Annotated in this window: 12 protein-coding genes; 8 read left to right on the top strand and 4 right to left on the bottom strand. The window is 70.8% G+C overall.

The genetic code is table 11. The annotated features are described in order from the left end of the window. Positions 1–7: 7 nt before the first annotated feature. Positions 8–1,366 (bottom strand): aminotransferase class I/II-fold pyridoxal phosphate-dependent enzyme, encoded by a 1,359-nt coding sequence (locus KV097_RS17055; protein ID WP_220345729.1) that lies wholly within the window; start codon positions 1,364–1,366, stop codon positions 8–10. Between the two features lie 177 nt (positions 1,367–1,543). Between KV097_RS17055 and KV097_RS17050 the strand changes: the two genes are divergently transcribed. After that, a complete protein-coding gene (locus tag KV097_RS17050) occupies positions 1,544–4,198 on the top strand; it encodes a M14 family zinc carboxypeptidase (RefSeq protein ID WP_220366585.1) in 2,655 nt (884 codons plus the stop codon). Between the two features lie 72 nt (positions 4,199–4,270). On the opposite strand, the gene KV097_RS17045 is transcribed toward KV097_RS17050, so the two are convergent. Further along, positions 4,271–4,807 (bottom strand): gamma carbonic anhydrase family protein, encoded by a 537-nt coding sequence (locus KV097_RS17045; protein WP_220342857.1) that lies wholly within the window; start codon positions 4,805–4,807, stop codon positions 4,271–4,273. Positions 4,808–4,861: 54 nt separating this feature from the next. After that, a complete protein-coding gene (locus KV097_RS17040; RefSeq protein WP_220342858.1) occupies positions 4,862–5,413 on the bottom strand; it encodes a TetR/AcrR family transcriptional regulator in 552 nt (183 codons plus the stop codon). Positions 5,414–5,766: 353 nt separating this feature from the next. Here KV097_RS17040 and KV097_RS17035 point away from each other — a divergent pair, with 353 nt between their 5' ends. The 7 genes from KV097_RS17035 to KV097_RS17005 all read left to right on the top strand — a co-directional run bounded on the left by KV097_RS17035 (position 5,767) and on the right by KV097_RS17005 (position 14,446). Beyond that, complete coding sequence (locus KV097_RS17035; RefSeq protein ID WP_220366584.1) at positions 5,767–6,735, top strand: LuxR family transcriptional regulator; 969 nt, start codon at positions 5,767–5,769, stop codon at positions 6,733–6,735. 164 nt (positions 6,736–6,899) lie between these two features. Then, the gene (locus KV097_RS17030) at positions 6,900–7,862 is read left to right on the top strand and encodes an alcohol dehydrogenase catalytic domain-containing protein (protein WP_220366583.1); all 963 of its coding nucleotides are present in this window, start codon (positions 6,900–6,902) and stop codon (positions 7,860–7,862) included. 81 nt (positions 7,863–7,943) lie between these two features. Then, complete coding sequence (locus tag KV097_RS17025; RefSeq protein WP_220366582.1) at positions 7,944–9,266, top strand: alpha/beta fold hydrolase; 1,323 nt, start codon at positions 7,944–7,946, stop codon at positions 9,264–9,266. An 87-nt stretch (positions 9,267–9,353) separates the two neighbouring features. After that, positions 9,354–10,928: a carboxyl transferase domain-containing protein gene (locus KV097_RS17020; RefSeq protein ID WP_255559813.1), complete on the top strand. Its 1,575-nt coding sequence runs from the start codon at positions 9,354–9,356 to the stop codon at positions 10,926–10,928. A gap of 5 nt (positions 10,929–10,933) precedes the next feature. After that, positions 10,934–12,796 (top strand): biotin carboxylase N-terminal domain-containing protein, encoded by a 1,863-nt coding sequence (locus KV097_RS17015; protein WP_220366581.1) that lies wholly within the window; start codon positions 10,934–10,936, stop codon positions 12,794–12,796. Next, positions 12,793–13,722 (top strand): hydroxymethylglutaryl-CoA lyase, encoded by a 930-nt coding sequence (locus tag KV097_RS17010; RefSeq protein WP_220366580.1) that lies wholly within the window; start codon positions 12,793–12,795, stop codon positions 13,720–13,722. The genes KV097_RS17015 and KV097_RS17010 overlap by 4 nt, the downstream gene beginning before the upstream one ends. A 34-nt stretch (positions 13,723–13,756) precedes the next feature. Beyond that, entirely contained in the window at positions 13,757–14,446 is a 690-nt protein-coding gene (locus tag KV097_RS17005; RefSeq protein ID WP_220366579.1) for a VOC family protein, read from the top strand. Positions 14,447–14,536: 90 nt separating this feature from the next. On the opposite strand, the gene KV097_RS17000 is transcribed toward KV097_RS17005, so the two are convergent. Next, positions 14,537–15,084, bottom strand: a 548-nt coding sequence (locus KV097_RS17000; RefSeq protein ID WP_220366578.1) for a hypothetical protein, incomplete at its 5' end; no start/stop codon positions are given.

The following is a 15,084-nucleotide window of genomic DNA, read 5'->3' as shown; positions in this document are numbered from 1 at the left end:
GCGAGAGTCAGCTCGCGCTGCGGTGATCACGCCCGCAGGACGCGACCAGCTCGGCGACGGCGTCGTGCTCGAAGCGCAGGCCGACCGTCGCCAGGCGGAGGTGGCGCGACCCTTCAGCAGGGCCGGCGGCCTCGGTTCCCAGCCGCGCGCGGATCCCCGACCGCGCCAGGCGCCGCAGGGCCGCCGGGCCGTCCGGCACCCGTACCCACAGGGCGAGACCGTCGACGCCGGGCACCGCGAGACCCCGGTGCCGCAGCGCCCGCGCCAGGGCGTGCCACCGTCGCGCGTACCGCCAGCGCGCCCGCGCGACCATCTCCTGGACGCCCAGGTCACCGAGCATCAGCGCCAGGGTCCGTTGGGCGACCAGCGGTGGGAACGACCCGGTGATGTCCTGGCGTGCGCGGAGCCGGTCGACGACGGCGGAGGCTCCCCCGACGACCGCCATCCGTACGGTCGGCCCGTGCGAGCGCTGGTAGCCCCGGACGAGCACGGTCTGGTCCGGCAACCAGCTGCCGACCGACCCCGCAGGCCCGGCGGCGAGACACGCCGCGGTGTCCTCCTCGACGATCAGCACCTCCCGCTCGGCAAGGACCGCGGCAAGGTCACGAGCGCGTTCGTCGGTGACGTGGTGCGCGAGGGGGTCGGCCATCCGCGGCTGGGTGACCACCATGCTCGGGCGCGTCGCGAGAGCACGTGCGAGCGCGTCGGGCAGCATGCCCGCGGCGTCGCACGGCACACGGACGATCTGCGCGCGGACCGCCGTCAGGACCGCCTGGGTCTCCGGCGAGCACGCCGACTCCACGACGACCCGGTCGCCCGGACGGACGACGAGGGCCGCGAGCTGGGCGAGTGCGTCGGCGAATCCCCAGGCGACCGCGAGGCCGTCGGGCACGAACGGCCAGCTGCCGACCGCCATCCGAGCGAGGTCGCCGTCGACCTCGCTCCTCTCGAACTGGTGCCAGGCAAGACCTTCGGCGGCCGCGAGGAGGTGAGGCGCGGGATCCGGGAGGAGGTCCACGTCGTACGCCGAGGCGACGAGGTCGATCCTCACCGGGAGCTCGGGAGGGAGCCCGGGCTCGGGGACCGGAAGGCTGAGGTCACGGACGAAGGTGCCGTTGCGCCCGTCGGAGCGTACGAGGCGCTCGTGGCGCAGGAGGGTCCAGGCGGTGGCGACCGTGGTCGCACCGACCTGCAGCGCGGCAGCCGTTGCACGGACGGTGGGCAGCCGTGAGCCGTCGGCGATCACGCCCTGTCGGATGAGTCCGGCGACGTGGTCGGCGATGCCGCGGGCGGACGGTTCGGTGACGCCTGCGGCGATCTCCGCGGCAGGCATCGAGGTGACCGGTCGACGATGCCTTCCTCCCATGACGAATTCTTAGCGTGCGTGGCAGCCGCGCGCCACCGGTGTCCGCACGCGGACCGCGTGTTGTTGCTAAGTCGGCACAATCCCGAACAATCGAGCGGCGCCCGTCGACGTGAATGCTCCTTAACGTGGGGCCACCTCGCCGCGGACCCGCGGCGGGTTACGTGGGAAGGGCAGCACATGAGACACAGACGATTGCTCTCCGCCGCCGTCGTGACGGCGTCGGTCTCCTTGCTCGGAACCAGCCTGGTCGCGTCCTCCGCCACCGCGGAGGCGCCGTACCGGATCACCCTGCCGGCCGCCGCGGACGGCATCGAGACGCCCGAGGAGTTCTTCGGGTTCGAGATGGGGACGGAGGGGAAGCTCGCGGCGTACCCCGACGTCCTCGACTACATGAAGACCATCGCCAAGCAGTCCGACCGGGTCGACTACGAGACGGTCGGCGAGACGACGATGGGCAACGAGTACGCCACCGTCTTCATCAGCGCACCCAAGAACCTCGAGCGGCTCGACGAGATCGTCGCGGCCAGCCAGAAGCTCTCCGACCCGCGCTCCACCTCGGAGGCCGAGGCCAAGGCGCTGGCCCGGGAGAGCGTCCCGATCTATCACCTCGAGGCGACGATCCACTCGACCGAGGTCGGCAACGGCCAGGCGATCAACGACATCGTGCACCGGCTCGCGACCGAGGACTCCGACTTCACCGAGGAGGTGCTCAACAACTCGGTGATCATGCTGGTCCCGTCGCAGAACCCTGACGGCCAGCACCTGGTGGTCGACCACTTCAACCGGACCGCAGGCACCGACCTCGCGCGGACGTACCCGGATCTTTACCACAAGTACACCGGGCACGACGACAACCGTGACTGGACGATGTTCACCCAGGTCGAGGCGCAGTACCGGCTCGAGCTGGAGAAGAAGTACCGCCCGGTGATGACGCACATCATGCACCAGCAGGGCAACGGTGGGGAGCGCATCTTCGTCCCGCCGTACGGGGGCGTGACGAGCGCCAACGTGCCGCCCAACATGAACGCCTCGAGCGCGGTCGTCGGGCAGCACGCGGCTCGCCAGCTCGCCGCCGAGGGCAAGTCCGGTGTCGGGTCGCTCGACTACCACATCTTCTGGACCCTGGAGCAGCCCGTCGGGTTCTTCCCGTTCACCGGGACCGGCGCATACCTCACCGAGATCGCGTCCGCCACCGACCTCGCCTACCCGCAGAAGTCGAACGACGGCAAGCCGTTGGGCCCGCAGGTGCCGACGCAGGCGCTGATCGAGCCGTACGAGAAGGACACCTGGACGCTCAAGGACATCGTCGAGTACGCCAGCACCGCCACCTACGCGGGCATGGAGTACGTCGCGCAGAACGGCGAGAAGCTGCTCTACGACAACCTCTTCGCCGTCCCGCAGGAGTACATGGAGAACGGCGTGAAGTCCGGTGTCGAGGCCTACGTCGTCGATGCCGAGCAGCGCGACCCGTTCGCGACGTACGAGATGCTCGAGCGCCTCGACTGGACGCAGGTCGAGATCCATCGGGCGACCGCCCCGTTCACTGCGGGCGGCAAGGAGTACGCCGCCGGGTCGCACGTGATCAAGACCAGGCAGCCGCGCGGCAACTGGGTCGACCAGGTGCTCGGCAAGGACACCTACCCGACCGACGACCTTCCGTACGCCGAGGCGACGACGAGCCTGCCGCTGCAGCTGGGCGTCGCGGTGGACGAGGTCAAGGGTGCCGTCGACGCGCAGCTCGAGCGCGTGACGTCCGTCGAGGTCCCGACCGTGACGATGCCGGCAGCGCCGGGCGCCTCGGGTGCGTACCTCGTACGACCGGAGTCGTACGGCACGATCCAGGTCGTGTCGGCGCTGCAGAAGGCGAACATCACGACCTTCCGGGCCGGCAAGGAGTTCGCCGCCGCCGGCACGACGTACCCGGCGGGCACGTACGTGGTCCCGGCGACGCCGCAGGCGCGCTCGGTCCTCGCGACGTCGACCAAGAAGGTCGGTGTCCCGGTGACGGCGGTCGCGACCGCGCCGAACGTCAAGGGCATCCAGCTCAAGCCGCGCACGCGGGTCGGCCTGCTGCGTGGGGCGAACAACATGCCGGGCGGCTGGGACATGTGGCTCCTGGACCAGTACAAGATCAACTACGAGGTCGTGGGTGCCCAGGACTTCCAGACCGGTCGGCTGATCGACGTCTACGACACGATCGTCCTGCCGCAGGGCATCTCCAAGGCGCGCATCGTCGACGGGCTCGACCAGGAGCGCTACGACGAGGAGTTCGCGTGGGCGTACGGCGTCGGTGAGGCGGGTTGGAAGAAGCTGCGGCAGTTCGTCCGCCAGGGCGGCACGCTGCTCGCGATCGGCAGCTCGGTCGCGACGGCGAAGGAGCTGCTGGACCTGCCGATCGAGCCGGCTCTGCCGACCGACCAGGACGTCTTCGCCACCGGCGGCAGCCTCCTCAACCACGAGTTCGACACGTCCGACATGGTCGCGTGGGGGATGCCGGAGAAGTGGCCGGTGTGGCTCTACAACACGCAGGCGTGGAAGCCGACGGGCAAGAAGGCCGACGTCGTGTCGACCTACCCGCAGTCCGACGTCCTTGCGAGCGGATATCTCAAGGGTGAGGACTACATCGAGGGCGCGGCGAACGTCGTGTCGTTCGACGTCGGCAAGGGCAAGGTCGTGACGTACGGCAGCGAGATCACCTTCCGGTCGCTCCCGCGCTCGTCGTTCAACCTGCTCTACAACGCGGTGTACGGCGGCCCCGCTGCGGAGGTGAACAAGACCCAGCTGCGCAAGCTGCAGCCGGCCTTCTCCTCCAGCGGTCGCCTCCTGCAGTAGCGCGTCGCTCCGCCCCGTCCCCGTTGTGAAGACTTCAGGTCGGTTTCAGCAGCAGAAACCGACCGCAACCCTTCACAACGGGGACGGGCCCGCGTCGCGGTGGAGCTCGGTCAGTGCGAGGTAGTTGCTGGCGTTGACCTTGAGGCCCTCGCGCTCCTCGTCGCTCAGCGGGCGGCGCACCTTGCCGGGGACCCCGGCGACGAGCGACCCCGGCGGGACGTCGGTGTCCTGGAGGACGACGGCGCCGGCGGCGACCATGGAGCCCGCCCCGATCCGTGCCCCGTTGAGCACCACGGCGCCCATCCCGATCAGCGAGTCGTCCTCCACCGTGCAGCCGTGCAGCACGGCGCGGTGCCCGACCGAGACGCCGGCGCCGAGGGTGACAGGCTTGTCCGTGTCGACGTGGAAGACGCACCCGTCCTGGACGTTGCTGCGCTCGCCGATCGTGATCGGTGCGTTGTCGCCCCGCAGCACGGCGCCGTACCAGACGCTGGCCTGCGGGCCGAGCGTCACGCTGCCGGTCAGGACCGCGGTGGGCGCGACGTACGAGGTGGGATCGAGGCTGGGGCTGGTGCCGGCGATGGTGCGGAGCAGGGGTGCGTCGGTCATGGTGCCGATCGTGCCACGGGTGGTGCCGCGCCCGGGCGAGGGTCGGGTACGGCCTCAGCCGAGGAGGGCGCGGCGGGCCATCTGGGTCAGCAGCTCCGCCATCGCGTCCGCCGAGATCCGGGCGCTGTGCGGCGTCGAGTTGAGCAGGCCGAACGTCGCCTGCACGGCGGCGCGCGCTGTCCGCTGGTCGAGCTCGGGGCGCAGCGTCCGGAGCACCTCGACCCAGGTGTCGACGTAGTCGAGCTGGAGCGCGCGCACCTCTGCCCTGCTGGCGTCGTCGAGGTTGGTCCACTCGCGCTCCTGCACGACGATCAGCGCAGGGTTGGTGAGTGCGAAGTCGATGTGGAAGGCCACCAGCGCGTCGAGCGCGTCCTTGGGGTCGCTCGCCTCCGCGACACGGGTGCGTCCGCCGCTGCGAAGCGTCCGGCTGATCCCGACGAGCATCTCGGAGAGGACCGCGTCCTTGCCGGCGAAGTGGCGGTAGAGGGCGGGGCCGGAGATCCCGCAGGCCGCGCCGATGTCGTGCACGGAGACACCATGGAAGCCCCGCTCGGCGAAGAGGGTGGCGGCGGTGGTGAGGATTTGCTCCTGGCGCGTGGTGACCACGCCGTCATGCTAGGTCTCCACCGGTTCGCAGGGGAAAAGAAAGCGGCCGGCGGAGATCCGCCGGCCGCCGTTGTCCGTGAGCGGTCTCGGGTCCGCTCACGAACATGTCCCCTCCGCGTCACGGGGGCCGCGCGGAGGAGTCGGGGTGCTACAGGAAGAAATCTGCCACGAATTCACCGGCATGGGAATGGCATAATCAAGCCGTGGCATGAAAACGACACGGATCTCGTTCCGAACGAGGGCTCGCAAGGTCGAGATCGTGTGAACCGGCACCAGTTTTCCCACAAATCCGCCGGATATCGGCAAGATCACGTGGGACGATCACGCATCGAACCGCAGTGAGGGAGGGTCGCGTGCTGGAAGTCCTAGGGCTGAGCCCCGACGAGTACGACCTCTATCGCACGCTGGTGGAGGTCGCGAGCGCGACACCGGGCGACCTCGGCGACGTGGTGGGGATGCCGGTCGCCGACGTGAGCGCCTACCTCTCCTCCCTCGAGCAGCGCGGGCTGGTCGGCCGTCACGTGGACGGCACCGAGGAGCACTTCACCGCGTCTCCGCCGACGGTCGCCCTCGGCTCGTTGATCGTCGAGCGCCAGCGGTGGCTGCGCCGTGCCGAAATCGAGCTCGAGCGCCTCAACGACCTCTATCGAAAGGCCGCCGACGATCGCACCGCCTCCGACCTGGTCGACCTGGTGCCGGGCCGGGACGCGGGGTTGCAGCGCGTGAAGCAGCTCGTCCGCGCCGCACGGCGAGAAGTCCGCCTGTCGGTGCGTACGACGAAGCTGACGTCGTCGGAGTACGGCTTCGTCGAGGAGCGGCGCGCCGTCGAGCGCGGCGTACGGTTCCGGATCCTCGCCGAGCGTGCGGTCCTCGACCGTCCCAACTCGCTCTCGGACTTCCACGACGGCGAGGGCATGGACGTCCGGCTCGCGTCTGCGCTCCCGTCGCGGCTGCTGGTGGTCGACTCCGAGATCGCGATGGTGCCGGTGATGGCCTCGCCGGACGACCTGTCCGGCGGAGCGCTGATCGTGCACCGGAGCGGACTTCTCGACAGCCTGATCGCTTTGTTCGAAGGGATGTGGGCCGGCGCTTCGCCGCTGCTCGAGAGCCAGTCCGGTGACGCGAGGGCCGCCGGGCTCGACGACACCGACGCACGGATCCTCCGCCTCCTCAACGCCGGCCTCACCGACCACAAGGTGGCGAACCAGCTCAGCCTCTCGGCCCGGACGGTGCAGCGCCGCATGAGTCGGCTGATGGAGCGGGCTGAGGTGGAGACGCGGCTCCAGCTCGGGGTCGCTGCGAAGCAGCGCGGTTGGCTCTAGCGGCGAAGCAGCGCGGTTGGCTCTAGCGGCGAAGCAGCGCGGTTGGCTCTAGCGGCGAAGCAGCGCGGTTGGCTCTAGCGGCGAAGCAGCGCGGTTGGCTCTTGACCTCATGTCGACTTGAGCATGAACACTCGGGATTCCAGTCGACCGACGAGGAGGACCCGATGCGTGCAGTGGTGGTGCGGGAGTACGGCGGACCGGACGTGCTGGAGGTCGAGGAGCTCCCCGATCCCGAACCAGAGCCGGACCAGCTCCTGGTCGACGTCTCCGTCGCCGACGTGATCTACCTCGACACGATGCTCCGTCAGGGCGGGGCCGCGGAGTGGGGGATGCCTCTGCCGTACGTCGCGGGCGGCGCGGTCGCCGGCACGGTGCGCAGCGTGGGACCCGGCGTCGACGGCTCCTGGGTCGGGCGGCGGGTGGTGGCGCGATCGGGGACGCAGGGCGGGTACGCCGAGCGGGTCACCGTTCCGGTCGAGACCGCGTACGCCCTCCCCGACGACGTCGCCGACGAGGATGCCGCCGCGCTCTCGCGTGACGGGGTGACGGCGCTGCGCCTCGTCGAGGTGACGCGTGTCGAGCGGGGCGACCGGGTGATCGTCAACGCCGCGACCGGAGGCGCAGGGGCGCTGATCGTGCAGCTGCTCCTCGCTCGGGGTGCGGCCGTGGTCGGGGCCGCCCGCGGCGAGCGCAAGCTGGCGCTCGTGCGCGAGCTCGGTGCCGAGGCGGTCGACTACAGCGTGCCCGGCTGGACCGACAAGGCAGTAGCCGCGCTCGGAGGGTTGGCTCCGACCGTCCTGCTCGACGGCGCCGGCGGTACGCCCGGGCAGGAGGCGTTCGCGGTGCTCGGCGACGGGGGCAGGCTCGTTGCGTACGGCGCGGCCGGAGGCTTCCTCGAGCCGGACCCGGAGGAGGTTCGCAGGCGTCGCCTGGAGGTGCAGGGCATCACGGGGGCACAGCTCGCACCGGACGGCATCCGGCGCCTGACGGCAGAGGCGGTGCAGCGGCGACGCGCCGCCGAGTGGGCGCCGGTCATCAAGCAGCGCTATCCGTTGGAACGGGCCGCCGACGCCCACCGTGGGCTGGAGGACCGCAGCGCGATCGGCAAGACCCTGTTGCTCGCCTGAGACGCGGTCTCACGTCCTGCTGTTGACCCCCGCTAAGCGCCTGCTTAGTGTCGGAGATCACATCTCGGCCCAGGAGGTCCCGTGAAGCGTGTGCTCGGCTCGATCGTCGCCACTCTCTCGCTCGTTCTCGCCTCGTTCGCCCTGGCAGCGCCTGCTCCGGCGAGCGGGACGGGTCCGGGACACGTCAAGCCGCGACCCATCGTGTTCGTGCACGGCTCGGCGGGCTCGGCGAGCCAGTTCCAGACACCCGCGCTGCGGTTCGCGAGCAACGGCTACCGCGCGGAGGACATCGAGGCGGTCGAGTACGACACGCAGTTCCAGACCAACACGCTCGCTCAGGTGCACGAGCGGATCGACGCCGCGGTCGCGGCGGTGCTCCGACGTACAGGAGCCGACAAGGTCGACCTCGTCGGCCACTCCCTCGGCACGTACGTCTCCCAGCAGTACTTGAACAGCTCCCCGGCGCGCGCCGGCCGTGTCGCCCACTACGTCAACATCGACGGTCTGACGGCGACGGCGCTCCCCGGCGGCGTCCCGACCCTGGCGCTGTGGGCGGAGCCGTGGCGCTATCCAGGCGTCACCCGCACGGTCGTCGGTGCCACCAACGTCGACCTCGGCGAGCAGGGGCACACCGAGGCGGTCACCTCGGAAAAGAGCTTCCGCGAGATGTTCCGCTTCTTCAACGGGCGCCGGCCCGCCACGACCGAGGTCCGCGCGGAGCGTGGGCGTCCGACGGTATCCGGGCGGGTGAACTTCTTCGTGAGCAACCTGCCGGTGGTCGACGGCACGCTGAGGGTCTATCGCGTCGGTCGGCTCACTGGGGCACGCCTCGGACGACCGGTCGCCACCTTCGACGTGACCGACGGAGCGTTCGGCCCGTTCCGCGCCTCGCGGCACGCCCGGTACGAGTTCGTGCTCACCCGCGGCGAGATCACGCACCACTTCTACACCGAGCCGTTCACGCGCTCCGACCGGTTCGTCCGCCTGATGACCGACCAGCCCGGCGGGGTCGTGCGCAGCGTGATGACCGCGTCGCCGCGGCACGCCAACCTCACGATCAGCCGCAACAAGGAGTGGTGGAGCGACCAGGACGGCCGCAACGACACCCTGACGATCGACGGCGTCTCGGTTCTCGACGGGATCGCTCCTCGAGCCAAGCGCGCGATCGGCATCGCGGTGGGCGACCAGCACGCCGACGGGGTGAGCGTCCTGGGTCAGCCCATCGCCGAGTTCGCGTCGGTCCCGTTCATCACCGGCGTCGACCAGTACCTCCGGGCGCCCCGCCGGCACGCCGGGATCCGGCTGCGGGCGGTGCCGCGCGGGACGACACGTCCGCACACCCTCGTCGTCCCGGCCTGGCCGTCGTCCGACCACTGGGTGTCCGTGCAGTTCGACGCGCACTGACGGCTGAGGCGTACGGACCGGCGAGGCGGGTGCGTAGTCCCACGGGGGCGGTGGTTTCTCAGGTTAACAACCGTTAACATCGACGGCATGCACCCCACCGGCATGCGCGACCTCGTCGCCGAGCTGCGCGAACGCCTCGCCGTCGTGCGCACCGGCGGACCCGAGCGCGCCCGCGACAAGCACGAGAAGCGCGGCAAGCTCTTCGTCCGCGACCGCGTCGACCGCCTCCTCGACCCCGGCTCGCCGTTCCTCGAGATCGCGCCGCTGGCCGCGTACGGGATGTACGGCGCCGACGGGGACGCGCACGCGGTGCCCAGCGCAGGTGTGGTCGCCGGCATCGGCCGGGTGTCGGGCCGCGAGTGTGTGATCGTCGCCAACGACGCCACCGTCAAGGGCGGCACCTACTACCCGCTCACGGTCAAGAAGCACCTCCGCGCCCAGACCGTGGCTGCCGAGAACCGGCTCCCCTGCCTCTATCTCGTGGACTCCGGGGGCGCGTTCCTGCCGATGCAGGACGAGGTCTTCCCGGACCGGGAGCACTTCGGGCGCATCTTCTACAACCAGGCGCAGATGTCGGCGCAGGGCATCCCGCAGGTCGCCGCGGTGATGGGCTCGTGCACCGCGGGAGGCGCGTACGTCCCGGCGATGAGCGACGAGACCGTCATCGTCAAGGACCAGGGCACGATCTTCCTGGGAGGCCCGCCGCTGGTGAAGGCCGCGACCGGAGAGGTCGTCACTGCCGAGGAGCTGGGCGGCGGCGAGGTCCACGCCCGGCGCTCCGGTGTCGTCGACCACCTCGCCGACGACGACGCCCACGCCCTGGCGATCGTCCGCAGCATCGTCGCGACGTTCGAGCGCCGGACGCCTCCGAGCATCGAGCGCACGGAGGTCGTCGAGCCCCTCGAGGACCCCGAGACCCTGTACGACGTGGTGCCGACCGACTCGCGCACCCCGTACGACGTGCGCGAGGTGATCCGTCGCCTCGTCGACGGCTCGACGTTCCACGAGTTCAAGCCGCTGTACGGCGAGACGCTGGTCTGCGCGTTCGCCCGCATCTGGGGCTACCCGGTCGCCATCGTCGCCAACAACGGCATCTTGTTCTCCGAGTCGTCCCTCAAGGGCGCGCACTTCATCGAGCTCGCCAACCAGCGCGGCGTCCCGTTGGTGTTCCTCCAGAACATCACCGGCTTCATGGTCGGCCGCGAGTACGAGAACGGCGGCATCGCCAAGGACGGCGCCAAGCTCGTGACCGCCGTCGCGTCCTCGGTCGTCCCGCGGTTCACCGTCGTCATCGGCGGGTCGTACGGCGCCGGCAACTACGGCATGTCGGGACGCGCGTACGACCCTCGCTTCCTCTGGATGTGGCCCAACGCCAAGATCTCCGTGATGGGCGGCGAGCAGGCCGCCTCGGTGCTGGCGACCGTCCGGCGAGACGGCGTGGAGGCGCGTGGTGAGGAGTGGTCGGCCGACGACGAGGAGGCCTTCAAGGCGCCGATCCGCGCCCAGTACGAGGCGCAGGGCTCTGCGTACTACTCGACCGCACGGCTCTGGGACGACGGCATCATCGACCCCGCCGACACCCGGCGCGTCCTCGGCATGGCGCTCCAGGCGTCGTCCAACGCGCCGATCCCCGAACCCCACTACGGCGTCTTCCGGATGTGAGTGCCATGACCCCACGATTCACCAGCGTGCTCGTCGCCAACCGCGGCGAGATCGCCGTCCGCGTCGTCCGCGCCCTCCAGGCGGCCGGGCTGCGGGCGGTCGCCGTCCACTCCGACGCCGATGCCCTGGCGCCCCACGTCCGCCTCGCCGACCATGTCGAGCGGGTCGACTCCTACCTCTCCGTCGACGCGATCCTCGACGCCGCTCGACGCAGCGGTGCGCAGGCCGTGCACCCTGGCTACGGGTTCCTGTCCGAGCGGGCCGACGCGGCTCGGTCGGTCACCAACGCCGGCCTGGTGTGGATCGGACCGAGCGCCGAGGTCATCGACCTGATGGGGCGCAAGGACCGGGCGCGTGACGTGGCCGAGCGGGCAGGCGTGCCCGTGACCCAGCGCTATGACCCGGCGACGGTCCCCGCCGACGCCTATCCCGTCCTGGTCAAGGCCGCGGCCGGTGGAGGCGGCAAGGGCATGCGTGTCGTGCGCGACCCCGCCGACCTCGCCGAGGCGATCGCGGCCGCCCGCCGTGAGGCCGCGTCGGCCTTCGGCGACGACACGCTCATCGTCGAGGAGTACGTCGAGCGTGGCCGCCACGTCGAGGTGCAGGTGATCGGCGACGAGCACGGCACCGTCCTCCACCTCTTCGAGCGCGACTGCTCGGCCCAGCGCCGCCACCAGAAGGTGCTCGAGGAGGCCCCGGCCCCGACGATCTCCGACGCCACGCGCGCCCGGCTGACGGAGGCCGCGGTCGCGCTGTCGCAGGAGGTCGGCTACGTGAACGCCGGCACGGTCGAGTTCCTCGTGCACGGCCAGGGCGACGCGGAGCGGATCGCCTTCCTCGAGATGAACACGCGCCTCCAGGTCGAGCACCCGGTGACCGAGGCGATCACCGGGCTCGACCTCGTCGATCTCCAGCTGCGGGTCGCGCAGGGTCTCCCCCTCGGCATCGCCCAGGACGAGGTGGCCGCGTCCGGCCACGCGATCGAGGCGCGCGTCTACGCCGAGGACGCCTACGCCGGATTCCTCCCGCAGGCGGGCCGTGCCGACCGCGTCGTCTGGCCCGAGCACGTGCGTGTCGACGCGGCGCTCGAGTCGGGCGCCGAGGTCACCACCGCGTACGACCCGATGCTGGGCAAGGTGATCGCGCACGGACCGGACCGCGAGACCGCTCGCGCCGCACTCGTCGACGCGCTCGACCGGACGGCCGTGCTGGGCGTCACCACCAACACCGGCTTCCTTCGACGGCTGGTGGCGTCCGACGCCTTCGGGTCCGCGGCGGTCCACACGTCGTGGCTCGACTCGGCCGAGGCGGCAGACCTGACGACACGTCCCGACGTCCCGCCGCAGGCGTGTGAGTCCGCGACGCGCGCGTGGGCCCGGGCGAACGTGTCTCCGGCCGACGACCCGTTCGGCGCCGCCGACGGGTGGCGCTCCGCGGCGAGCCCGGCTCCGGTCCTGGTCTCGCTCGTCGACGCCGACGCCAACCCGGTGGAGGTCAGCCTGACGCCCGGGTCGTACGAAGCAGTCACGGCCGTCGACGCGCCGTCGGTCGTCGATCCCCGCAGCGTGACCGTCGCCCACCAGGGCCAGTCCTGGACGTTCCGTCACCCGGACCCGGCGCGTGACCGCGCAGGCGCTGCGACCGGTGACGCCGACATCGTGTCCCCGATGCCGGGCACGGTCCTCTCCGTCTCGGCGGCCGAGGGTGAGACGGTGGACGAAGGCCAGGTCCTCGGCGTCGTGGAGGCGATGAAGATGGAGATCGCGCTGAAGGCTCCGTACGCGGGTGTGGTGACCCGGGTCGGGGTCGCGTCCGGTGACCAGGTCGCGCTCGGTGCGCTGCTGTTCAGGGTGGAGGACCAGGCGTGAGTCTCCCCTCCGTCCACCGCGATCCGGCACTGCCCGAGAGGGTGACGATCTACGAGGTCGGTGCTCGCGACGGTCTGCAGAACGAGTCGGGCGTGATCCCTCTCGACACCAAGCTCGCGTTCGTCGAGCGGCTGACCGCCGCCGGACTCCCGGTCGTCGAGGCGACGAGCTTCGTCCACCCGCGATGGGTCCCGCAGCTCGCTGACGCCGCCGACCTGGTCGCGCGGCTCGACCTGCACGGCCCCGTGCCGTACCCCGTCCTCGTCCCCAACGAGCGCGGCCTCGACCGCGCGCTCGAGTCCGGCGTCACCCACGTCGCGGTCTTTGCCAGCGCCACGGAGACGTTCGCCGCGAAGAACCTCAACAGCACGTACGAGTCGCAGTTCGCAATGTTCGAGCCGGTGGTGCGGCGTGCCCTCGACGCCGGCGTGAAGGTGCGGGCGTACCTCTCGATGTGCTTCGGCGACCCGTGGGAGGGCGAGGTCGCGGTCGACCGCGTCGTCACCGCCGGTCGGCGGCTGCTCGACATGGGCGCGTACGAGCTGTCGCTCGGCGACACCATCGGCGTCGGCACCGCACACCATGTCGAGGTGCTGCTCGACGCGTTCGCGGAGGCGGGCGTCGGACTCGACCAGATCGCCCTGCACTTCCACGACACCTACGGGCAGGCGCTCGCCAACACGTACGCGGCACTCCGCCGCGGCGTCACGACCTTCGACGCCTCCGCCGGTGGGCTCGGCGGGTGTCCGTACGCGAAGTCTGCGACCGGCAACCTCGCCACCGAGGATCTGGTCTGGATGCTCGACGGGCTCGGCGTGGCGCACGGGGTCGACCTGTCCGCGCTCGCGCAGACGAGTGCCTGGATGGCAGAGCAGCTGGGGCGCCCGTCCCCGTCCGCGGTGGTGCGTGCGCTGACGGCCGGCTGAGCGGCCAGACGGGCCGGGGTTCTACGCTGCTGGTATGTCTGTCCGCGCGATCCCGCTGCTGCCCTGCCCTTCGATCGACGACATCACCGACTTCTACGAAGCCCTCGGGTTCACCACGACCTTTCGCCAGTCCAGCCCCAACCCGTACGTCGCCGTCGAGCGCGACGGCCTGGAGCTCCACTACTTCGGCGTGGAGGGGTTCGATCCCGACGGCTCGTACGGGACGTGCGTCGTCCTGGTCGACGACACCGAGCCGTGGTTCGAGGCGATCGCGGCCGGGTTGCGTGAGCGCTACGACACGCTCCCGATGTCCGGTGTCCCCCGGATCACGCGACCGCGCCTGCGCGAGAACGCCCGCGGCCTCTCGGGATTCAGCCTGATCGACCCGGGCGGCAACGCGGTCCGCTTCACGCGCGGCATCGCGGAGCCCGTCATGGAGGAGAGCCGGCTCGCGACGGCGTACGCGTACGCGGTGGTGCTCGCCGACTCGAACGGTGACCCGGCGGAGGCGGCGACCTTGCTCGCCGGCGCGATCCGCCGTGAGGACGAGGCGAGTCCCATCGAGGACCGGGTGCAGGCGCTGGCCTACCTCGCCGAGCTCTGGGTCCGCGCCGACGACCCCGAGGCTGCGGCCCGCACCCTGGACGAGCTTGGCGACCACCCCCTCACCCCCGAGATCGAGGAGGCGGTCGCCGACCTGAGGCGATCGCTCGACCGCGCCTGACGTCGCGGGCGTTCCGTCCCCGATGTGTGCAGTTCATCCAGGTCTTACGCCCGAGATCCTGGATGTTCTGCACACATCGGGGAGGAGAGGTCAGCCGCGCTTGACGTAGCGGCTGTAGCGGGTGCGCTCGTCGTACCAGTCGTGACCCTCGCCGACGCGGGCGATGATCGCGGCACGCACCTTGACGCGCGGGCGGGTCGTCTTGGTCAGGCAGCGGACGGGCACCGAGATGGTCGTCTTCTTGCCGTTCCAGGACGTCGTGATCCCGCTGCAGGGCAGCGGTGTGTAACTGCTCGGATCGTCACCGCGCTGCCAGCCGAGGGACTTGTCGGTCACCGCGCCCTGGCGGTTGCGCTTGACCGAGACGATGTAGGCCCAGCGGCCGCTGTCACGGGTCTTGATGTTCAGCTCCGTGATCGCGAGCTTCTTCTTGTTGCGGTTCGGGATCGTCAGCACACCGCTGACGCGGTGATCGCCGTTCTTGACCCGCAGCTTCGTGATGTCGGCGACCCGCGGGGCATCGCCGCGCGGGTCCTTCACGTCGGTGGTCGCCGCCTGTGCTGCGGTCGGCACCATGCCGACGGCCAGGACGGACCCTGCCGCTACTGCGCCGATGCGCATCCATCGTCTCGTCATGA

It is taken from the genome of Mumia sp. zg.B17 (assembly GCF_019550915.1).
GTDB lineage: Bacteria > Actinomycetota > Actinomycetes > Propionibacteriales > Nocardioidaceae > Mumia.
Note: the sequence above shows the minus strand (reverse complement) of the source record. Positions and strands in the feature narration are given on the sequence as shown.

Coding starts and splice junctions, on each gene's coding strand:
- KV097_RS17005 (WP_220366579.1), top strand. CDS start 13,757: ATGTCTGTCCGCGCGATCCCGCTGCTGCCCTGCCCTTCGATCGACGAC.
- KV097_RS17055 (WP_220345729.1), bottom strand. CDS start 1,366: ATGGGAGGAAGGCATCGTCGACCGGTCACCTCGATGCCTGCCGCGGAG.
- KV097_RS17050 (WP_220366585.1), top strand. CDS start 1,544: ATGAGACACAGACGATTGCTCTCCGCCGCCGTCGTGACGGCGTCGGTC.
- KV097_RS17020 (WP_255559813.1), top strand. CDS start 9,354: ATGCACCCCACCGGCATGCGCGACCTCGTCGCCGAGCTGCGCGAACGC.
- KV097_RS17030 (WP_220366583.1), top strand. CDS start 6,900: ATGCGTGCAGTGGTGGTGCGGGAGTACGGCGGACCGGACGTGCTGGAG.
- KV097_RS17015 (WP_220366581.1), top strand. CDS start 10,934: ATGACCCCACGATTCACCAGCGTGCTCGTCGCCAACCGCGGCGAGATC.
- KV097_RS17045 (WP_220342857.1), bottom strand. CDS start 4,807: ATGACCGACGCACCCCTGCTCCGCACCATCGCCGGCACCAGCCCCAGC.